General features: G+C 41.1%; 24 protein-coding genes, 3 tRNA genes and 1 pseudogene. 12 read left to right on the top strand and 16 right to left on the bottom strand.

From position 1 onward, the window contains the following. Nucleotides 1-50 precede the first annotated feature (50 nt). Nucleotides 51-1,751, bottom strand: a complete 1,701-nt coding sequence (locus tag DPG01_RS16310; RefSeq protein WP_110975789.1) for an NAD-dependent malic enzyme — start codon at nucleotides 1,749-1,751, stop codon at nucleotides 51-53. Nucleotides 1,752-2,025: 274 nt separating this feature from the next. On the opposite strand from DPG01_RS16310, the gene DPG01_RS16305 reads away from it, so the two are divergent. Then, entirely contained in the window at nucleotides 2,026-2,628 is a 603-nt protein-coding gene (locus DPG01_RS16305; RefSeq protein ID WP_110975788.1) for a hypothetical protein, read from the top strand. An 8-nt stretch (nucleotides 2,629-2,636) separates the two neighbouring features. Here the strand turns inward: DPG01_RS16305 and DPG01_RS16300 are convergent, their stop codons facing one another. After that, on the bottom strand, nucleotides 2,637-2,921 hold the full coding sequence (locus tag DPG01_RS16300) for a DUF2798 domain-containing protein (protein ID WP_004684392.1): 285 nt from the start codon (nucleotides 2,919-2,921) through the stop codon (nucleotides 2,637-2,639). 177 nt (nucleotides 2,922-3,098) lie between these two features. On the opposite strand from DPG01_RS16300, the gene argS reads away from it, so the two are divergent. Then, on the top strand, nucleotides 3,099-4,904 hold the full coding sequence (gene argS, locus DPG01_RS16295) for an arginine--tRNA ligase (protein ID WP_110975787.1): 1,806 nt from the start codon (nucleotides 3,099-3,101) through the stop codon (nucleotides 4,902-4,904). Nucleotides 4,905-5,246: 342 nt separating this feature from the next. Beyond that, nucleotides 5,247-5,849 carry an SPOR domain-containing protein gene (locus DPG01_RS16290; RefSeq protein ID WP_004684390.1) on the top strand — a complete coding sequence of 201 codons (603 nt, stop codon included), beginning with the start codon at nucleotides 5,247-5,249 and terminating at the stop codon, nucleotides 5,847-5,849. 30 nt (nucleotides 5,850-5,879) lie between these two features. Here DPG01_RS16290 and DPG01_RS16285 read toward each other — a convergent pair. The 8 genes and pseudogenes from DPG01_RS16285 to DPG01_RS16250 form a co-directional block, all read right to left on the bottom strand. After that, nucleotides 5,880-6,480 (bottom strand): annotated as a pseudogene (locus DPG01_RS16285) (alpha/beta fold hydrolase). 14 nt (nucleotides 6,481-6,494) lie between these two features. Next, a complete protein-coding gene (locus DPG01_RS16280; protein ID WP_110975786.1) occupies nucleotides 6,495-7,136 on the bottom strand; it encodes a glutathione S-transferase family protein in 642 nt (213 codons plus the stop codon). A 130-nt stretch (nucleotides 7,137-7,266) separates the two neighbouring features. Continuing rightward, nucleotides 7,267-7,665, bottom strand: coding sequence for an OsmC family protein (locus tag DPG01_RS16275; RefSeq protein ID WP_086210829.1), 399 nt, complete (start codon nucleotides 7,663-7,665; stop codon nucleotides 7,267-7,269). A gap of 101 nt (nucleotides 7,666-7,766) precedes the next feature. After that, nucleotides 7,767-8,714 (bottom strand): pirin family protein, encoded by a 948-nt coding sequence (locus DPG01_RS16270; RefSeq protein ID WP_110975785.1) that lies wholly within the window; start codon nucleotides 8,712-8,714, stop codon nucleotides 7,767-7,769. A gap of 260 nt (nucleotides 8,715-8,974) precedes the next feature. Then, entirely contained in the window at nucleotides 8,975-9,649 is a 675-nt protein-coding gene (locus tag DPG01_RS16265; RefSeq protein WP_110975784.1) for an HNH endonuclease, read from the bottom strand. A gap of 196 nt (nucleotides 9,650-9,845) precedes the next feature. Then, a complete protein-coding gene (gene guaA / locus DPG01_RS16260) occupies nucleotides 9,846-11,414 on the bottom strand; it encodes a glutamine-hydrolyzing GMP synthase (protein ID WP_086210961.1) in 1,569 nt (522 codons plus the stop codon). A gap of 144 nt (nucleotides 11,415-11,558) precedes the next feature. Next, nucleotides 11,559-11,924 carry a NirD/YgiW/YdeI family stress tolerance protein gene (locus DPG01_RS16255; RefSeq protein ID WP_110975783.1) on the bottom strand — a complete coding sequence of 122 codons (366 nt, stop codon included), beginning with the start codon at nucleotides 11,922-11,924 and terminating at the stop codon, nucleotides 11,559-11,561. A gap of 113 nt (nucleotides 11,925-12,037) precedes the next feature. Further along, the gene (locus DPG01_RS16250; RefSeq protein WP_086210662.1) at nucleotides 12,038-12,454 is read right to left on the bottom strand and encodes a DoxX family protein; all 417 of its coding nucleotides are present in this window, start codon (nucleotides 12,452-12,454) and stop codon (nucleotides 12,038-12,040) included. A gap of 194 nt (nucleotides 12,455-12,648) precedes the next feature. Between DPG01_RS16250 and DPG01_RS16245 the strand changes: the two genes are divergently transcribed. Continuing rightward, a complete protein-coding gene (locus DPG01_RS16245) occupies nucleotides 12,649-13,293 on the top strand; it encodes a DedA family protein (protein ID WP_110975782.1) in 645 nt (214 codons plus the stop codon). Here DPG01_RS16245 and DPG01_RS16240 read toward each other — a convergent pair. The 5 genes from DPG01_RS16240 to DPG01_RS16220 all read right to left on the bottom strand — a co-directional run bounded on the left by DPG01_RS16240 (nucleotide 13,290) and on the right by DPG01_RS16220 (nucleotide 16,139). After that, nucleotides 13,290-13,883, bottom strand: a complete 594-nt coding sequence (locus tag DPG01_RS16240) for a LysE family translocator (protein ID WP_086210664.1) — start codon at nucleotides 13,881-13,883, stop codon at nucleotides 13,290-13,292. The genes DPG01_RS16245 and DPG01_RS16240 overlap by 4 nt on opposite strands. 214 nt (nucleotides 13,884-14,097) lie before the next feature. Then, nucleotides 14,098-14,487 carry a hypothetical protein gene (locus DPG01_RS16235; protein WP_110975781.1) on the bottom strand — a complete coding sequence of 130 codons (390 nt, stop codon included), beginning with the start codon at nucleotides 14,485-14,487 and terminating at the stop codon, nucleotides 14,098-14,100. Next, nucleotides 14,484-15,338 carry a ParA family protein gene (locus tag DPG01_RS16230; RefSeq protein ID WP_110975780.1) on the bottom strand — a complete coding sequence of 285 codons (855 nt, stop codon included), beginning with the start codon at nucleotides 15,336-15,338 and terminating at the stop codon, nucleotides 14,484-14,486. Before DPG01_RS16230 ends, DPG01_RS16235 begins: the two co-directional genes overlap by 4 nt. An 85-nt stretch (nucleotides 15,339-15,423) precedes the next feature. Beyond that, on the bottom strand, nucleotides 15,424-15,816 hold the full coding sequence (locus DPG01_RS16225; protein WP_086210667.1) for a SirB2 family protein: 393 nt from the start codon (nucleotides 15,814-15,816) through the stop codon (nucleotides 15,424-15,426). Between the two features lie 14 nt (nucleotides 15,817-15,830). Next, a complete protein-coding gene (locus DPG01_RS16220) occupies nucleotides 15,831-16,139 on the bottom strand; it encodes a BolA family protein (protein ID WP_086210668.1) in 309 nt (102 codons plus the stop codon). Nucleotides 16,140-16,359: 220 nt separating this feature from the next. Between DPG01_RS16220 and DPG01_RS16215 the strand changes: the two genes are divergently transcribed. The 3 genes from DPG01_RS16215 to DPG01_RS16205 all read left to right on the top strand — a co-directional run bounded on the left by DPG01_RS16215 (nucleotide 16,360) and on the right by DPG01_RS16205 (nucleotide 16,666). Continuing rightward, a tRNA-Gly gene (locus DPG01_RS16215) sits at nucleotides 16,360-16,435 on the top strand. Between the two features lie 41 nt (nucleotides 16,436-16,476). Continuing rightward, nucleotides 16,477-16,552 (top strand) — tRNA-Gly (locus tag DPG01_RS16210). 38 nt (nucleotides 16,553-16,590) lie between these two features. Beyond that, nucleotides 16,591-16,666 (top strand) — tRNA-Gly (locus tag DPG01_RS16205). Nucleotides 16,667-17,143: 477 nt separating this feature from the next. Here the strand turns inward: DPG01_RS16205 and DPG01_RS16200 are convergent. Continuing rightward, the gene (locus tag DPG01_RS16200) at nucleotides 17,144-17,368 is read right to left on the bottom strand and encodes a helix-turn-helix domain-containing protein (protein ID WP_087540503.1); all 225 of its coding nucleotides are present in this window, start codon (nucleotides 17,366-17,368) and stop codon (nucleotides 17,144-17,146) included. Nucleotides 17,369-17,480: 112 nt separating this feature from the next. Between DPG01_RS16200 and DPG01_RS16195 the strand changes: the two genes are divergently transcribed. The 5 genes from DPG01_RS16195 (at nucleotide 17,481) to DPG01_RS16175 (ending at nucleotide 20,506) form a co-directional block, all read left to right on the top strand. Then, nucleotides 17,481-17,690 carry a hypothetical protein gene (locus DPG01_RS16195; protein ID WP_004858367.1) on the top strand — a complete coding sequence of 70 codons (210 nt, stop codon included), beginning with the start codon at nucleotides 17,481-17,483 and terminating at the stop codon, nucleotides 17,688-17,690. A 19-nt stretch (nucleotides 17,691-17,709) separates the two neighbouring features. Continuing rightward, the gene (locus DPG01_RS16190) at nucleotides 17,710-18,891 is read left to right on the top strand and encodes a site-specific integrase (RefSeq protein WP_039047371.1); all 1,182 of its coding nucleotides are present in this window, start codon (nucleotides 17,710-17,712) and stop codon (nucleotides 18,889-18,891) included. Continuing rightward, nucleotides 18,884-19,132 (top strand): hypothetical protein, encoded by a 249-nt coding sequence (locus DPG01_RS16185; RefSeq protein WP_004858371.1) that lies wholly within the window; start codon nucleotides 18,884-18,886, stop codon nucleotides 19,130-19,132. Before DPG01_RS16190 ends, DPG01_RS16185 begins: the two co-directional genes overlap by 8 nt. 68 nt (nucleotides 19,133-19,200) lie before the next feature. Beyond that, nucleotides 19,201-19,749, top strand: a complete 549-nt coding sequence (locus DPG01_RS16180; protein ID WP_110975779.1) for a DUF1376 domain-containing protein — start codon at nucleotides 19,201-19,203, stop codon at nucleotides 19,747-19,749. A 10-nt stretch (nucleotides 19,750-19,759) separates the two neighbouring features. Next, a complete protein-coding gene (locus DPG01_RS16175; protein ID WP_039047369.1) occupies nucleotides 19,760-20,506 on the top strand; it encodes an ATP-binding protein in 747 nt (248 codons plus the stop codon). The last annotated feature ends 82 nt before the right edge of the window (nucleotides 20,507-20,588 follow it).

Raw genomic sequence — 20,588 nt, 5'->3', positions numbered from 1 at the left:
GTGGGACAGCAGTGGCATTCTGCTCCTTTTTTTATTATCTCATTTCAGCTTTAGAAGGCGACACGTTTATAGTGACGATACTCTGGCTTCCAGAAGCTTTTTTCAATCGCGTGTTGTAATTGCTCATCACTAATAATCGGGGCTACACCTGCATCCATCGCTGCTTTCGCAACCTTGAAAGCTATCAGCTTAGATACTTTTTGAATTTCATCAATTTCAGGTAGCAAGTCTGCTTCAGGATTAACCAACATCGGTGAGCAATCTGCCAAAGCATTACTCGATGCAATCAGCATAGAATCCGTCACACGGGTTGCATTGGCCGCAATCACGCCCAGTCCAATGCCTGGGAAGATATACGAGTTATTGCACTGCGAAATATTATAAATTTTGCCTTGATAGTTGACTGGAGCAAAAGGACTACCTGTCGCAATCAAAGCCTTGCCGTCCGTCCAGTGAATAATATCTGCTGGCACAGCTTCGACACGCGAGGTTGGATTAGACAGTGGCAACACAATCGGACGCTCACAGTTCGAAGCCAAAGTACGAATTACTTCTTCAGTGAATAAGCCCGGCTGACCCGACACCCCAATCAACACGGTAGGTTTGGCATTTTTCACGACATCGAGCAGTGAAATCACCTCTTCCGCATTTCCCCATTGCGCAATCACGTCTGGCTTTTGCGCCAATTTACGTTGGAAGTCGAGTAGATTCGGCTGATTTTCAGTGATTAAACCAAAACGATCGACCATATACACGCGTGCACGTGCTTCGGCATCAGTTAAACCTTCAACTTTCATCTGTGCAACGATTTGTTCAGCAATCCCACAGCCTGCTGAACCTGCACCTAAGAAGGCAACGGTTTGATCCTTGAGTTGTTTACCTGCCGCACGTGATGCAGCAATCAAACTGCCCACAGAAACGGCTGCCGTACCTTGAATATCATCATTAAAACAACAGATTGCATCACGATACTTATTCAGTAACGGCATGGCATTATTTTGCGCAAAATCTTCAAATTGAATCAGCGCTTTCGGCCAACGACGCTTGATCGCCGCAATCACTTCATCGACAAAAGCATAATACTCATCACCACTGATGCGTGGTTGATTCCAACCCATATAAATCGGGTCGTTCAATAACTGTTGATTATTGGTCCCGACATCGAGGGTAATTGGTAACGTATACGCTGGACTAATACCACCACACGCGGTATATAGCGATAATTTTCCAATCGGAATACCCATCCCGCCAATGCCTTGGTCGCCCAAGCCTAAAATACGCTCGCCATCGGTAATCACAATGACTTTGACATTTTTCTTGTTGATGTTATGCAAGATGTCATCAATATGCGCACGATCTGGATAGGAAATAAATGTGCCGCGATGGCGACGATAAATATCCGAGAAACGCTGACAGGCCTCACCCACCGTTGGAGTATAGATGATCGGCATCATCTCACTTAAATGGTTTTCAATGAGGTGATAGAACAAAGTTTCGTTGGTGTCTTGAATATTACGCAAGTAAATGTGCTTATTGATCGCATCATTAAAAGCACAGTACTGTTGATAAGAACGCTGACTTTGTTCTTCAATGCTTTCTTCAACATGCGGAATTAAACCATGCAAGTTGAAGCGAGTGCGCTCTTCTTCCGTAAATGCGGATCCTTTATTTAACAGCGGCAACTCAAGTAAAGTATTGCCCGCATAAGGGATGTATAAGGGTTGTTTTGTCTTTAAATATTCTGTCGTCATTACCTATCTCGTTATACATAGATTTAGATGAACCTATGGGAGAATCTGTACATCTATTTCGGCTACTAGCTTAGCGCCATTTACTCATGTTTTGATATTTATAAGCGTGATGCAATTATCAAAGCGATTTAGTCTGAAAATAAAAATACTGAGTCATACAACTAAAAATAGGGACTGAAGCAGACTTTTCGCAAAATTCAAAATGGATAAAAATTGAACTTCACCATTACACAAGCTAAGCTAGCGCCTTTCGTAGTTCTCTATCCGCAAAAAAATGACAATAAAAAAATTAATGCTCTTGTTGGGCCTCATAAGCGTTGTTACCGCTCAACTGACCGCTTGCCAATCTGTCTCTAAGGCTCAAAATACCGTGAGTCATAAAATTACAGGGCTATTGGGTAATCACGAGAAACTGCCTGAAATTGATCAAAAAGGCATTGTCGATATCAGTAAAGCCACCATCGAGCAATATGAGCAACTCAGTGCCAATTTACCCTTGAACCAATGGGTCTATTTGGAGAATGAAAAACAAGGCATTCATCAACTACAAAACAAATCGACCGAAGGCTTTGTGCTCTCACTGCGTCTGAATTGTAAAATCAGCAGTCATCCGCCTACGTTTGAGCTTCAAGATGTGCACGGCAAACGTATTTTATATGGTTATGCTAAAGAAGCAGGACAGATTCAGTTTTTACTCGACAACAAAAACTACGGCAATCCCTTTGATCCATTTCAACACCAAACCCTGAGTCGTTTTCAACAACAGCTTGCCAGTGCCCAAGTGATTAAGCTCTTTCATGCAGGCAAACTGTATCGTTTTCAAAACCAAAATGCGGAACTACTCAGCAAACCTGTTTCATGCCGTGAAAATAGCTAAAATGGTGCTTATTTGGGTGGATTCAGATGTGACATATCGACAAACACACCAGTCAAACGGCGCACAATCGGTAGTACAATGAGCACGACAGGATAGGCCACCACCCAAGACATCATCCATGCAGACAGCCAAACCTGTAGAAAGTTGTCCACCCAGCCCAAATTACGCCACAGATTGATCATCGAAATAATGCCACTCATAAAAAATGAGATAAAAAACGGCAAAATAAACATGGCGTATTTTGCGGGTAACTTGGGAATATTGCCAATGATCATGGGGCGCTGTTCAGACACGTTTCATCCTTAAAAACATGAATTTTGGTTTTGATCATACTGCACTTTGCATCTTTGTTGCAGCGCAATCGTTAGCAGTTAATGCACATTTTTTATTCTATAAAAATGGATTCACCTAAAGACGCGGAAATTTGCTATATTTAGCGTTTTTCTGCGATATTAAATTTTCGACTGAATATGAACACGGCAATCCAAGCAGCTCTCGAGCACGCAGTGCAAAACCTTCAAGCTGAAGGCGTCCTTCCAGCAGACTGGAATAACAGCAGTAATTTGACGCGTACCAAAGACCGAAGCCACGGTGACTTCGCGTCCAATATCGCGATGATTGCCTCTAAAGCTGCGGGGATGAAGCCACGTGATTTAGCCGAAAAAATTCTTGCTGCACTGCCTGAAGTGGCGGACATCAGCAAAGCAGAAATCGCAGGCCCTGGCTTTATTAACTTCTTTTTAAATGCTGACCAACGCTTTGCTGTACTTGATCAAATTCAAGCACAAGGCCATCAATTTGGTCGCACGCAAGCCAATGCTGCGAAAAAAATCCAAGTAGAATTCGTTTCTGCCAACCCAACGTCTAGCTTGCACGTTGGTCATGGTCGTGGCGCAGCCTATGGGATGACTGTTGCAACCTTGCTTGAAGCAACAGGTGCAACGGTAGACCGTGAATATTATGTGAATGATGCAGGCCGTCAAATGGACATCCTTGCAACATCTACCTATTTGCGCTACCTCGAATTAACAGGCCAAGAACTAGTTTTCCCTAAAAATGCCTATCAAGGCGATTATGTTAAAGAAATCGCGCAAAGCATTATTGATGCTGATGGCGATGCCTACGTCCGCCCTGTGGCAGACGTCTATAAAGATGTTCCTGAAGATGTGCAATATGCAGAAGAACTCGATGCTGAAGGCAATAAAGTTGTCCTTTCAGGCGACAAAGAAAAGCACATTGATGGTTTAATCCATAATTCACAAAGCTTAATCGGTGAAGCTTACCGCGTATTCCACCAAGCAGCGCTGAATGCGATCTTAGATGACATTAAAGATGACTTAGGCGAGTTTGGCGTAACCTTTAACCAATGGTTCAGCGAAGCCTCATTGACAGACAAAATTGATGAAGCTTTAGAAACTTTAGAACAACGTGGTTTCTTATACGAAAAAGACGGCAACATTTGGTTCAAATCGACTGAATTTGGCGATGAAAAAGACCGTGTTGTGAAGCGTCGTAATGGACAAACCACTTACTTTGCTTCTGACATTGCTTATCACCTGAACAAATTACAACGTGGCTATACCGACCTGATTGATATTTGGGGTTCAGATCACCACGGCTATATTTCACGGGTTAAAGCAGCCATTGATGCAATGGGCTATGACTCGAAAAAACTGACTGTACTTCTGGTTCAGTTCGTGAGCCTATGGCGTGGTGGTGAGATGGTACAAATGTCATCTCGTTCTGGTCAGTTCGTGACTTTACGTGACCTACGTAAAGAAGTGGGCAATGATGCTGCACGTTTCTACTACGTGATGCGTAAGTCTGAACAACACATTGACTTTGACTTAGACCTTGCGGTTTCACAAAGCAAAGACAATGCGGTGTACTACATCCAATATGCGCACGCACGTGTCAATCGTATGGTCGATGTGAAAGCCCCTGAAAAAGGTATTCCTTTTGATCGTAGCAAAACGGCTGATTACGATGCGACCTTATTAACGCTTGACGCTGAAACTGAAATTCTGGCTAAACTTGCAGCCTATCCTGAAATTGTGCTTCGTGCTGCAAATAGCTATGAACCACACCAAGTGGGCAACTATTTGAAAGAACTCGCAGCATTATTCCATGGTTGGTATAACTTGGATAACACAAGAATTATCGACGAACAGAATGTTGCCCTTTCGCAAGCCCGTTTATTACTTTCAATAAACGTACAACAAGTTTTGCGTAATGGTTTAGAGTTACTAGGTGTGTCTGCACCTGAGACGATGTAAATAGCAAAGCAACGCTTTGCACATCGTCGCAAGACGAAGGGCTATGCCCGAAGTAACCATGTAATAAGTGAAGCAAAGCTTCACACATAGCTGCAAGACCGAAAGCTATGCTTGAGGTAACGATGTAAAAAGCAACGCTTTGCACATCGTCGCAAGATGAAGGGCTATGCTCGAAGTAGCCATATCAACCCTGATGTATTGTTCGCTTTGTGAAACTTGAATTTTGCAAAGCGATTCTTTATTTTACGATGATGCCTCTTTTAATCCCTTGAGGCCAAGTATTAAAATAAAGAAAAGAATGGGCCAGTCCCTCATATTGATTAGAAGAAAAGAGGTTTCCACGTGTTTGGAAAAACGCAGCGCGGTGTATCTGAAAGACCGAACAAACCCAAAAAGCCACTGATTCCAGCTTGGCTCGGTACACTTGTGGTCATTTTAATCGTGCTCTGTTTTGCTGTAGCACTGTTACTATGGAAGCCTTGGGCGCCAGTGAAGCCGAAAGGTCAAATCACCTCGGAACATTATCAAGAAGAAACCAATAAAGACTACCGTTTCTACGACTTACTGCCACAGCAGCAAGTGACGCCAATTCCAGATCAAGCCATTCCTGAAACCAAAGATAATCCAAGCACTGTGGTGATTGTTGAAGCACCTGCTGCCGAAGAAAGCACCCCTGCTGAACCGGGTTTAACCGAAGCAGCACCAACACCGCAAGCACCAAGCTTTATTTTGCAAGTGCGTAGCTACCCTGACCCAGACAGTGCAGATGCACGTCGTGCAGAAATTATCTTAAATGGTCTCTCTGCCGATGTAGTCAAAACCGTTGAAGGTGGCCAAACATGGTATCGCGTGATTTCAGGGCCGTATGACTCACAAGAAGCTGCGGTGATTGCACAGCAAACCCTACAACATAGCGGGATTGATTCGATTGTGGTCAAACGCTAAAAAAATAAAAGGATGCCGAGGCATCCTTTTTTATACCCTGAGTTTGGTGAGAAAACGCTGAATCAATTGCGCAACATGCTCCGCATGTACATAAGCCAAATCATGTTGCCCCTGTGACACGATATACAATTCAGCATGTGGTATTTGACGGTGTAAAGACTGTCCCACCGCAACAGGACTAATCGGATCTGCATCGCCCCAAATCAGCAGAACTGGGCACTGGATACGCTCCAGACTGTCCGTCAAATCAGACTGATGCTGAACAAACCAATCGGGAACAGTAAAGTTCTGTTGATAATCCTCTCTCCAATCCGCCACCTGAAAAGGACTTAAATCAATACCGCCTGAGGTTGCCACAAGTACCAAAGCCTGTACCTGCTCAGGTTTTTGTAAGGCAGCTTGCACTGCAAAAATGCCGCCCATGGATTGTGCAATGACCACAGAAGGCTGTTGGATTTGATTCAATACATCGTCTTGTAAGCCCTCAAAACTCTTCACATTCACATCATCTGGATAGCCACCAAAGCTCGGATAAGCGACGACCATGCTTGAATTGTCCTCTGGGAGGCGCTGTATGACAGGTTGCCAAAATGCCGTAGCCCGATGCACCGGGCAAAAAAATCAGGTTCAAACCATCACCATCCTCTAGAATCCACTGAGCTCTTTGGCTTTTTTAAATGCCGGGCGCTGCTGAATACGCTGTGCATAAGCAACCATTTGAGGATTATGGGCTTTGACTCGCTCTTGCATCGCCACCACAGGAAAGCTCATTTGAATATCGGCAAAGGAAAAATCACCTGCAAAATATTCATGTTGAGATAAATAATTTTCCAAATATGCACTGTGCTCTTTCAAGCGTGGATTAATAAAACCGCCTTTCACCCCATCACAAATTTTATTGGCAATCGGCTTAATTAGAAAGGGAACATGTTTCGGTACATTGGTCATCACCAAGGTCATGACCAAATAGGGCATCAACGACCCTTCGGCATAATGCATCCAGTAGTTGTATTGCATTAAGTCCTTTGGATTTTGCGGTTTAAACCTATGCGCCGTATCGTAAGTGGCTTGCAGATATTCTAAAATCACCGCAGATTCTGCTATGACCAAATCACCATCAGTCAAAACGGGGGCTTTGCCTAAGGGATGAATGTCTTTTAACTCAGGTGGCGCAGCATAAGTCGGCAGCCGTTTATAAAACTTCACCTCATACTCCAACCCTAACTCTTCCAAAGCCCATAAAATGCGTAAAGAACGTGAATGTTCCAAATGGTGCAGAGTGATCATTGTTTTGCCTTTTGTTTTAATTGAAATCTAGCACTCACTTTACGCGAAAATTTGGATTTTGCACCTGTAGATGTACATGAATCTGCAGTCGTACAAAATCCTTTACTGCCTCTAAAAACAGCCAAGTGACTTAAACGATTGAGGTTTCAATCTCAACAGAACGTAATAAAGTTTTAGTCACTGGTGTTTTTTGACAGATATCTAAGATTTTTTGGCGCGCTTCTTCTGTCAATGTTTGCTCAAACGACAAACGACGACTAATCCATTCTCGGCCTTCTTTGTTGGCATTAAAGTCTGCTTCGACACTAAAAGCCCCCCACTCGATCCCTTTGTGTTGCGCATACATCCGTAGTGTAATCATGGTGCAGGAAATCAAGCCTGTACAAATAAAGTCATAAGGTGCAGGGCCTTTGTCCTGACCGCCAAAAGACGCTGGTTTATCGGTAATGAATTGATGTCGCCCACTACTTACTTCACCAGACCATGCTTCGACGCATGTTTTCACTTCTGCATTCGCAATGATTGCCATTTTTTTATTATCCTATTTTTCATTTATCTTCTTTGAATAGGTTTCAAGTACTGAAACTGTCCACCTATGCTGTTGTTGAACGATTTTTCGCAGTATTCCTCTTATTTTGAAGCGCGCATTTGGTCTGGAAATGCTGGTGCTTCCAAACGCGGGCCTTCATAGTCTGGAATTGAGCCAAAACGTTCATCTTGTGCAATCCACTGATCACGTGCAATTTTCAATTCTTCTTGAGTACGCCCAACAAAATTCCACCACAGTAGAATTGGGCTTTCAAACGGCTCACCACCTAACAGTAATAAGCGACTACCCGCATGAATTTCAATTTCAATCGTGCTTACACCCTGCTCGAGCACCACCATATTGTCTTCACTCAGTTCGTGCCCATTGACCGTAGCCGTTCCTTCTAAAGCCATAAATCCATATTCAAAGTTTGGATTGAGCGTTAAACGGGTCTTGGTGCTTTCTGCTGCACTTAAGTCCACCCCTAACAGCTCGGTATAGACACTCACAGGTGAGGTGGTATTTAAAAACTCTCCGACCAAAACGGTAAATGCTACCCCATCTTTTTCCACCACAGGCAGCTCTGGATAATGCTCAAAGCGGGGTTCAACAGCAATTTGTGCATCGGGCAATGCTATCCACAATTGTGCCGCATGCATTTTGGTTTCTGTATCTGGTGCGACTTCTGTATGGGAAATCCCATGTCCTGCGGTCATTAGGTTGACCTGTTTTGGACGAATCAACTGTTTGCTGCCCAAACTGTCGGTATGCATCATGGTGCCTTCAATCATCCATGTAAAGGTTTGCAAACCAATATGTGGATGTGGGCCAACATCTAAACCATCCCCTTGTGGAAAAGTTACAGGGCCTGCGTGATCTAAGAAACACCATGCGCCAATCATTCGTTTATGACGACTTGGTAGTGCACGTTTGATGACCGTCCCTTGGCCTATTTCCGCACTTCTCAGTGGAAACTCTTGAATGAATTGATTTACGTATTTTTCACAGTCATCCGAATGTGAAAGTTCAGTATAGTTATTATTCGTCATGTGCTTACTCATTACAGATCCATATATCCTAGATCATAACAAGCAGATTCCCAACTGCACATACCTAAAAATAGAATGCTGATTCTTAAACTTGGGACAATATCTTGTGTTTTCAAAACTTAAGTAAAAGGCAATGCGTGGATGTAAAAATGTTGTTACATCTTTATTTTTTAAAGATTACGACCACCTGAAAATAAGAAAAATATTATTGTGTAAGCCCTTTTGATAAATGAAATATACAGATTTCTCAATTTTCATGCCTATCCCATATAAATTTCATTCTGATGATAGTGTAGATAAGGCAGATATTTTACATCCAAGTGCAATTTTAAATGTGTTGGAATAGAAAAGAACTCTTTATCAATCTCATTGAGCTTTTTCGAAATCTGAACTATCCCCGTGTCAAGAAAAGTAATAAATCCTTGATCAAATAGACGGTCAAAATTTGGAGACAATAAGAATCCATTATAAACATCTACTTTTTCATTTCCATCACACTTTGCCCAAGGCTTAATATGGGATGCAATTAACAATCTACTATGACTAAAGCCTGTGACTGCACAATAGGGATAAAAATCAAAAAGCTTTTTCCTGAACTTATTTTGAATCAGTCTGACTTTAACTAAACGCTCAGCATCTGTTGTAAATATTTGTTTTTCCGTAAATATTGACTCATCATTAACATCAATTTCTTTTAAAAAGTCACCATAATGCTTCAATGCAGAAGAATACATATTATTCCCCACTCGGTTTCTATCTTGATAGATATCTAAAGTAAAAATTGTCTGCTTTAATGCTTCAAACTCAATGCTGTTTTGAGGTAACTCATAACTAGGTAACCACTCATTAATTCTATTTTTTATAACTAAATCATATTTTAAAGCTGTAGCCTTTGAAAGATTCTTATTCTGTATTAACCAATGATAAAAATTCATCCCTCTCTCCCTACCTCGTTATATAAAAAAGGACGCCTAAGCGTCCTTTTCAAAGAGTAATTTCTCATTCACTGCCGCGCGCAAAGCGCTTGGCTTAATTTAGGCAAGAAGCTTCGCTTCTTGAAAGCCCTCACTGCCGCAGGCGTAGCCTTTGGCGTAAAATCGGTAAAATGCGTTGCATTTTAAAACCCCGATTTTACTCCCATTCAATCGTTGCTGGTGGCTTAGACGACACGTCATACACAACACGAGAAACATCTTTAATTTCGTTCATGATACGCGTTGAGATTTTATCGACAAGATCATAAGGAAGATGTGCGAAACGTGCTGTCATAAAGTCAACCGTTTCAACGGCACGAAGTGCAATCACCCATGCATAACGACGACCATCACCTACGACACCAACAGATTTCACAGGTTGGAATACAGCAAAGGCTTGTGCAGTTTTATCATACCAACCACTTGCACGAAGCTCTTGCATGAAGATGTCATCTGCAAGACGTAAAATGTCTGCATATTCTTTCTTCACTTCACCCAAAATACGCACGCCCAAACCTGGGCCTGGGAATGGATGACGATATAGCATTTCATGCGGTAAGCCTAAAGTTGTCCCTAAACGACGTACTTCATCTTTAAACAAATCACGGATTGGCTCAACCAATTCAAAAGCCAAGTCATCTGGTAAACCGCCCACATTGTGGTGAGATTTAATCACATGTGCTTTACCATTTTTGGTTGCAGCAGATTCGATCACGTCTGGGTAAATCGTCCCTTGTGCAAGGAAGTTTACACCATCAAGTTTACGCGCTTCTTCAGCAAAAACTTCAATGAACTCACGACCAATGATTTTACGTTTTTTCTCAGGATCAACTTCACCCGCAAGTGCAGTCAAGAAACGCTCTTCAGCATCGGCACGAATCACACGGATACCCATGTTTTTCGCAAACATGTCCATCACTTGCTCACCTTCGTTCAAACGGAGTAGACCGTTGTCAACGAATACACAAGTCAATTGATCGCCAATTGCACGGTGTAAAAGTGCCGCAACAACGGATGAATCCACACCACCCGACAAACCTAAAAGAACTTTCTGATCGCCAATTTGTTGACGTAGTTGTTCAACACGCAGGTCGATAATGTTTTCAGAGTTCCACAGACTACGACAGCCACAAATGCTGTGTACAAAGTTAGACAATAACTCTGCACCTTTTGCAGTGTGCGTTACTTCTGGGTGGAACTGAATACCGTAGAAACGACGTGTTTCATCAGAAACCATCGCCACTGGGCAGCTTGGCGTGCTTGCAGTAATTTGGAAACCTTCAGGAATCGCCGTCACTTTGTCGCCATGACTCATCCATACTTTAAGCTGGTCTTTGGTGTCCTCAAGATCACCAATCAACTTGTCACGAACTTGGATGTTTACTTCGGCATAACCGAATTCATGTACTGTCCCTGGCTCAACTTTACCGCCAAGTTGTGCCGACATGGTTTGTAAGCCATAGCAAATACCCAAAACTGGTACACCTAAGTTGAACACAACTTCTGGCGCACGTGGGCTGCCCTCTTCGTGTACGCTCTCAGGACCACCTGACAAGATGATACCGTTTGGATTAAATGCACGAATGTCTTCTTCAGACATATCAAAAGCATACATTTCAGAATATACACCAGCTTCACGTACGCGGCGTGCAATAAGCTGGCTATATTGAGAACCGAAATCCAAAATAAGGATACGATCTTCAGTAATTTGAGTATTGGTAGTCATGACAAACAACTATGAAAGGCAAACGAATATAAGCGCCGTATTCTAGCATTTTTCCACACATAACGCACATAATTCGGACAAGCTTTATGCAAGGCCAACATTTGGTGGTGTTTAAACAAAAAAGCACGCAATTATGTGCTATGTTTATTGCGAAATTTTCTCTATTTTAACAACTTCAATATCGGTCGGTTTATAACGATGTGTGTCGACCTCACCGACCACCTGTACTTTATCGCCTGCTTTAATATTGAATACTTTCCATAAATCCTCATCAATATCCAGCAAAATAACCCCTGTACCATCACTGAACTCATAATGATCTTCATTGAGATGTTTCAACAGTGTACCTTTTAAAGTGACCGCCGTTTCATCTTTGAGATTTGCAATGGCTGAAACAGTGACGTGATTGTTTGCCGCTTCTTGCATGATGATATGGTCATCATTTGCCCATGCGCCTACAGCTAGACTTAAACTGCTCATACAAAGCGCAATTTTTAGAAGATTTTTCATATTATTTTTCCTCATGTCTTATTGCTATTAATCAAAACAAAAAAAGCACCAACAGACGGTACTTTTTTGTAAATAAAAAAAGCAGCATCGTAAATGCTACTTTTCATTTTGAATTATTTTTCAATCAGATGATCTAGGCTCATTTTTCCTGCACCATGTAGCATCAGAAAAAACAAACCTCCTGCCATGGCAAAGTTTTTCATAAAATTAATACTGTCTTGTGTGCCATCATGAAAGATAAAAGCGGTAATCACACTAAATAGACCCAAACCAAACGCAGCAAAACGCGCTTGGAATCCAAACAGCAGCGCTAAGCCACCACCAAACTCAACCAAAATAGTTAATGGTAATAGCGCTCCGGGAACGCCCATAGACTCCATATACCCTACAGTTGCGCTATAAGCTGTAATTTTCCCCCAACCTGCGACAAGGAAAATATAAGCCATCAGCACGCGTGCAATTAAAGCTAAAACAGCATCGGTATTGGGTTGATTGACAATATTTTTGACCACAACATTTGGATTAAACATTTTTACACCTTTAAATACGTTTTATTTGAAGTTGTAGCTATCTTAATAATCTCTGTTTTTAGAATAAATATGCATTTTCATTATGCATCGTTCCGAATAGAGAACAATAATAGCCGAATTTATTTACGTTTTAATACTGACTTCTGACAATGAGACTGCTAGGATTTCTGCACTCTTCTGTTTAATTGTGCCCCATGGAACTGATTGATTTTATATTACATGTCGATGACCATCTGCTCGAGTTTATCACCAACTATGGGGTTTGGATTTATGCAATTTTGTTTCTTATCATCTTTGTGGAAACAGGCTTGGTGGTCATGCCCTTTCTACCCGGCGATAGCTTATTGTTTGCCGCAGGTGCCTTAGCTGCATCAACGGGTGCAATGAATCCATGGTTCCTTGGTATTTTACTTTTTGTCGCAGCCGTACTGGGCGATACATTGAACTATCACATTGGTCGTTATATTGGGCCGCGTGTTTTTGAAATCGAGTCACGTTTTATTAATAAACAACACCTGATAAATACACAAAAATTCTTTGAAAAACATGGTGGTAAAACCATTATTTTTGCGCGTTTTATTCCCTTTGCGCGCACCTTTGCACCTTTTGTGGCAGGCGCAGGAAAAATGGACTACAAATTTTTCCTGTCTTATAACCTGATTGGTGCATTCTGCTGGATTGGTTCATTCATTACTTTAGGTTATATTTTTGGTAATGTGCCTGTAGTCAAAGACAATTTCACGCATCTGATTTTCGGCATTATTATTATTAGTGTTTTGCCGGGGATCATTGGTTTTATTCGTGCCAAATTAAAGAAAAAATCAACCACTGAAGCTTAAGCAAAAAAACGTAGAATCACGGGAAACATACACACCACCAACAACATGGCCGATCCTTTGTACAAGAGATCGGCTTTTATTTGCTTGGACTCACCCGATAAAATGGCACGACCAAATGACATCCAAAACAAAGCCGTAGGTAATAAAACTAAGCTAAATACAATAAAGACCCATAAAAAATTCGTCGGATTATCCCATGTTTCATAAGGAAAAATACCTGCAGCAAACAGTACAGCTTTTGGGTTTTTCAAAGTTGAAAAAAACAACTGCATTGGTCGAATCGAGGTAAAACGTTGATTATGTTTTTCTAAATGTGAGCTTTTCCATAGGTGAAAGGCCAGCCAAAATACGTAACCTGCGCTAATAATATGCAAAATATCAATCAGATATGGCCAGATAGGGGTACTCAAATGAATTAACAATGCCCATAAGTTGATGGCATAGAAATACCCGAACAGTTCTGCAGGCACAAGCGCACTGGTTTTCGCCAGACCTTGCTGATGTGCAGAGCTTGCGAGTAAAGCATTGGTTGGTCCCGGAATCATAAGGACAGCAATCATTGCCAATACAAACAGCCAACTCTCAATCATAGACATCCAACAACAGTATTCAAGATGCGCAATTTAGCCGAAAAAGAGCAGTTTCCTCAAGTCAAGGCAGACAAAAAGACAAAACCTACTTACTGAAAAGTGACCTTAAAAAATAGTAAGACGTTGTTTTATTGTGATTATTTTTGAAACATTTTGCTAAAATTTTCATTCTGCTAAAGATACAAACACTTCAGCAGAATGAATCTATCCGTGTTTAATTTGTCTTATTTTGGACAGTAATCGTACAACCCTTAAACTTTGCAGCTTGTACTATGGCTTCTTGTTGGCCCAAAAGCCTTGAAATTTCGGTCTTTTTAGTATTCGAAGATTGTCCCATATTGAGCGAAATACTTGGACCAAAGCCCCAGCCGCCACCATGACTCCAACCACCACCCAGCCCCACACCTACACCCATACCCGTGCGTTTTTCAGTTGGTACACCTTCATCTAAATGTTGTTGAATACGATTATACTCTGCCTGTAGCTGTTGGCAGTTCAGCGCTTGGTACTGTGTAGGAGAAACATAGGTTGGTTTAACCGTTGTGGCACACGCACCTAATAACAACGTACTGCCCGCTAAAAAAGCAACTAAGATATTTTTCATGCTGAATCTCGCAGTTTATTATTCTCAATCTCATTGAACAATGATTGATAGGCCTGCGTCAATTTATGATCATGCGCCAAATGAATCAACGGTAAATTTTTATGATGTGACTCTTTCATCATCACCGATGGCGGTAACATACTTTCTAAAACAGGTAGACCTTCATCTTTCAACTGTTGCACCACTTCACGTGGCAGTTTAGCCTGTGCTTGGTATTGATTGACCACGATGCCCTCAATTTCCAAATGGTCATTATGATCATCTTGGGTTTCAAGTACATTTTCAATCAAGGTTTGTAGTGCTCGTTTAGAGAAAACATCACAGTCAAACGGAATTAGAACTTTATTGGCCGCAATCAATGCCGATAAGGTAAAGAAATTAAAGGCTGGTGGTGTATCAATATAAACTCGGTCGTACTTCCCAACCAGTTGTTGTAAGGCATCACGCAATTTATAAATTTTATGTTTGGATTCTAATGCATGGGCCAAGGCACCCAAATTTGGGCTGGCAGGAATCACATCAAGATTTTTAAAAGGAGACTGATGCACATAGCTTTCTAAGCCTTTGACACGTCCTTTCAGGATCGAACCAATCGCATTGCCGAGCAAGCTTTTATTTTGTGTAGCACCCAGAACTTCTTCAAAATAGTTCTCAATATTTGGCTCTAAAGCAGGCTTATCCGCAGTATAGGTTGCATCATCGCCCAACACATACTGACTCGAATTCGCTTGTGGATCGAGATCAATCAATAATGTTTTTAGACCTTGATGCGCACTGATAGCAGCCAAATTCACAGCAATACTGGACTTGCCTACACCACCTTTTTGATTAAATACCACACGTGTATGCATAAAATCCCCTCCATCTTGTTATTTTTCCACCTTATCTAGCAGTGTAGCGCAGAACAGGTTTCGTGCCGAACATTATGTCTAACAATTAGCCAAAGTTTGGTTTAATCATGACTAAACCAATAATCGAAACCATCGACACTACAGCGAGAAATAAGCCTGCACGGCGCTGTGCTAATAAAATTGTGTCATCCTTTTTATAGGCTTTAGATAAAGAAGACAGTATGACTAAAAATAAAACCACTTTGGCATAGAACCATGTTTGCACTTCAAAGTTTTTCATCACCAATAAGATGATGCCTGTGAGTACAATCATAGTCATACTCAAATGCTGAAATGCAACAAAAGCGATACGACCTGTAGGATTAGGCTGGTTACCCTGAACCCCTTTAAACAAGGTCATCGCACGTGCCAAAATAATTATGCATGCAATACTCACCGCACTCATATGTACAATTTTAATCAGTAATTGTGTTTCCATTCGCAAGCCTCTGTTTAGCTTTTCGGTGCATGTGCACAGTTTGGGCTAGAAGTGTCTTGCCCTTCCCACTCTTCTGGTAGAAAAGCATGAATAGCTAAAGCATGAATTTTTCCAGGACTGAGTAAATCGCCTGCTACGGCATAAATTTTTTGATGCCGCTGTACCAAACGCAGACCAGCAAAGGCTTCACTCACCACAATCACTTTAAAATGTGATTCCTTACCGGGGAAATATCCACCATGCCCCGAAGATTCATTCACCACTTCTAAATGGGATGGGGAAAACTGCTGTAAGCGCTCAATTAATTGCTGCTCTAAGCTCATGCCTGTCTCCAAAAATGATTATTCTGAGAGTATACCTGTTCCTTGCTGCTATGCGACGGTTAAAACGATCATCATCCGAACCATGACTTTACTTTTCAGCGGTAAAAAATCAAAAAGTCGGAACAGACTGCATTAAACTGGCTTTATTTTATGCAATTAAACTCAGCTTTTTCATAAAGCTATTGACCCTGAACTTGCTTGCTGTATCATACAGCGCTATGCGGGAATAGCTCAGTTGGTAGAGCACAACCTTGCCAAGGTTGGGGTCGCGAGTTCGAGTCTCGTTTCCCGCTCCAAATTTTTTTCAGGGTAAGTTTTCGTAAAAACTGCTCAATACGCGGGAATAGCTCAGTTGGTAGAGCACAACCTTGCCAAGGTTGGGGTCGCGAGTTCGAGTCTCGTTTCCCGCTCCAAATTTTTTAGTGTAAGTTTTTATAAAACTGCTCAATACGCGGGAATAGCTCAGTTGGTAGAGCACAACCTTGCCAAGGTTGGGGTCGGGAGTTCGAGTCTCCTTTCCCGCTCCAAATTCAAAAAGCCCTGATCGAAAGATTGGGGCTTTTTTATTGTTGATTTAATTGATGTTTTTCTACCTAATTAAAATTATTTACTAGAGCCTATTTATAAATCTAATTACGCCCCCCTATCTTCTGTGACCAATATGTGACCATTGAGTGCCCTACCATATATAAATCACCTTAAATGATCTTAAAGTTAACCGAATGACTTATTCTTTTTAGCCTATCTTGCCCCAAAACTAAATCTAGAAAATAAAATTTTAGTTTAATTTATGAACTTATTTTCTCAAATTTGTGACCAACTACTTTTCTAAAGTGACCATCGGTGACCAAATTTTTTACCTAAAAAAGCTCATTTGTAGGTATTCATTTAAGCTTTAAGTAAATCAATTCAAATTGTCTAGGTAAATTTTAACAAACGTTCAAAATTCATATCTACTTTTGTGACCAATCACGATTTCAATGTGACCATCAGTGACCAAACTATTATTCATTAATTTGATTATTAACATTTTTTTTGAAAATCAATAAATCACCTACTTCCACATCTAATGCAATACAAATTTTATCAATTGTCTCAAAATCAATCCGTACAGATTCATCATTATAAAGTTTATGTAAAGTAGATTTATTAATTCCAGTACTTCTCACCAAATCAGCAACCTTAAGTTTCCTTTCTGCTAATAGAACTGCCAAGTTTGAAATAATCATAAAATTTCCCAGTTAAATCATAAAAAGTACTTGCAAAGACATAAAAATATGATAATTTATGTCTTAGGAATAATTTTTCCTAGTTACCTAGTAAAAAATATGAGGCTCTATTATGTCATATACCTATCTCACAGCCCAGCAACTGGCTGAAAAAATCCAGTACGACGCTCGTACTATTCGTAACCAAATGAAGGACAGCATCTTCATTGAAGGGGTTCACTACATCCGTCCTTTTGGTGGTCGCAAGATTCTTTTTGTTTGGGAACGCATTGAAACAGAAATGCTTAAATTCACTGGTTTAAGCATGGATGCTCTGCAATAAAGCTTGGGAGGTTTAATTGATGGCTACCATCCGGGAACGAAGTGGCAAACTGATTGCCGATTTTCGCTACATGGGCATCCGTTGCAGAGAAACAACCAATCTTGAAGACAATGCCTATAACCGTCGTATTTTAAAAAAACGTCTCGAACAGCTTGAGGCAGAAATCACACTGGGAACTTTTGAATACGAAAAGTACTTTCCCAAAAGTAAACGTGTCGATGAATTTAAGGAAAAAAGAAGTCAACAAATCGCTGTACAAACCAAAGTTCCTCTTTTTAAAGAGTTTACTGCGCTGTGGTTTAAGCAGAAACAGGTTGAATGGAGAACATCCTATCAACACAAGGTTTCAATTATTATTAAAAATTATTTGATTCCTGCTTTTGGTAATCAGGTTCTCTCAAAAATCAAGAAGTCAGACTTGCTGAACTTCCGTGCATCCCTCGCCAAAGTGACTCACGGAAAAGATCAGACAAGCCTGAAAGCATCGCGGATTAATCAAATCATGACGCCTTTACGTATGATACTCAATGATGCAGCTGAACGATACGACTTTGAATCGCCTTATAAAAATATTAACAATCTGAAGGAAAGCAAGATTGAAGTCACACCTTTTTCTCTGGAAGAGGTGCATAAAATTCTTAGCACGGTGCGTGAAGACTTCCGCCCCTATTACACCATTCGCTTTTTTACGGGTATGCGTACCAGTGAAATCGATGGTCTGCAATGGAAAAATATCGACTTACAGCGTCGTGAAATCCATATCAGAGAAGCGTTAGTAAATGGTGTTCTTGGTGGAACCAAAACCTATGGTTCTGACCGCACCATCCAAATGAGTGATCGGGTTTATCAAGCCTTTCTACAACAGAAAAGCTTAAATAATGGTAAATCAGAGTTCGTATTCTGCAATCGTGACGGTGGACCTCTCGATTACCGTCTGGTGAATAAACGTGTCTGGCATCCGATCTTGCGCTTTCTAGGATTGAAGCCTAGAAGAGCCTATCAAACACGTCATACCGCAGCAACACTCTGGCTGTCGGCAGGAGAGAATCCGGAATGGATCGCACGTCAATTGGGACATTCAACGACTGAAATGCTATTCCGGGTCTATAGCCGCTACATACCCAATGTTACCCGTCGTGATGGCAGTGCATTTGAAGCCATGTTGGAAAAACTAAATACAGAGGAGCTTGCACATGAATAGTAAAGCTTTCTTTGGTGGTGTTGTGGTGAGTCCTGAAGCGGATATGGTCGCTCGTGAATTAATCCATGAGCTACACATTCCCAAACTGCACAATCTGGCATTTCTACTCAAAGTTAACAAATGCTTCGATGATCATCAGGCGTTGAGACTTTGGCTACAGCGAATGCTGGATGATGGACAAGCCCATTACGATGATTTAGCCCAACAGGCCCGCATCCGGTTAATGAGCCTGGCTCCCTGATCTAATAAATATACAAGGTCATCTACTTGATGACCTTAGCCCCTCTATACCTATAAAAAGGTGAACACATGCATAAAGATATTTCAATTTGGATGCCACTATATATTGGCGACTTACAGGCGAAATTTGCACGAATGACAGCAGAACAAATTGGTGCAGCACTGCTGTTAATGATGGATTTCTGGAAAAATGGTGCTATTCCTCATGACCTGGCGACAGTATGTAGCATCACAAAATTATCGCAAAATACCAAGGCTAAAACCTTGTTGAATACGTTGTTGGCCCTGGAATTGTTTGAAATTGAATCTGAGCAGATTCATTCAAATTTTTTAACCAGTTTAAAAAGCCAGGCATTGCAAAATCAGCAAATGAAATCTGATAAAGCTAAAAATGCAGCTCAAGCACGTTGGGGAAAATCCGCAAGTAATGCTCAAGCATCAGCCAAGCAACAAAAAGTAAATGCTCAAGCAAATCATGAGCATAGCCCGAGTATTACTCAAGCCATGCTTGAACCATGCCCTTCATCTTCATCTTCATCTTCATCTTCATCTTCATCTTCATCTTCAAATTTTGAAGAAAAAAATGAGGTTTTTTTAGAAAATTCCAAATGGATTTAGGAGAAGGATCATGAATACCATGCTTAAAACGCTCCAGTTGAGCGTAGAAACAACAGAAACACTTTGCCCTATCCATCATATACCCCTGATGGAAATTGCCGGTCACAGGCTCTGTAAATTGTGTGCGAAAGAAACCGTCCATCACTCACATGCAGCCTATGCAGATGAGCTGCAACAGCGATTGCTACAACAGAAAATCAAAAACTCAGGGCTCAATAAACGCTACCTGGACCGTGGCTTCAAGAATTATGTAGTTGCATGTCCTGCTCAAGACAATGCCATAAAACTATGTCAGGCTTTTGCACAGCAAATTATTTCTGACCATTATCCAAACCTGCTGCTCATTGGTACACCAGGTACAGGGAAGACTCATCTGAGTGCGTCAATCATTCGCAACATTCTGCATAACAGTACAAAATCTGCACGCTACTATACCAGTGCAGAAATTGCTCAAAAAATGATGGACACCTGGTCAGATGCTTCACGCTCTGAAAAGGAAGTTATCGAGCATTTCTCCAATTTTGATTTATTGGTGATAGATGAATATGGCCTGCATGACCGACATGAAAAACGCCTGGAGATGGTGCATAAGGTTTTATATAGTCGTTATGACAATATGAAATCTACACTGCTGATTTCCAATTTCACAATCCAAAATATGCAGCGGGATTTAGGTGTCCGATTATGGTCACGCTTACACGAGAATAATTTAATTACGATACCATGCTATTGGGAAGACAACAGGCTTCTTCCTTAAAAGAAGCAATCATAATAAAAGTGTAAAACCATCCAATATGGTTTTACACTCTAAAATCTATTAAATCATCCATTGTAAAAAT

This window comes from Acinetobacter sp. WCHAc060042, from assembly GCF_003231195.1.
Lineage (GTDB): Bacteria > Pseudomonadota > Gammaproteobacteria > Pseudomonadales > Moraxellaceae > Acinetobacter.
Note: the sequence above shows the minus strand (reverse complement) of the source record. Positions and strands in the feature narration are given on the sequence as shown.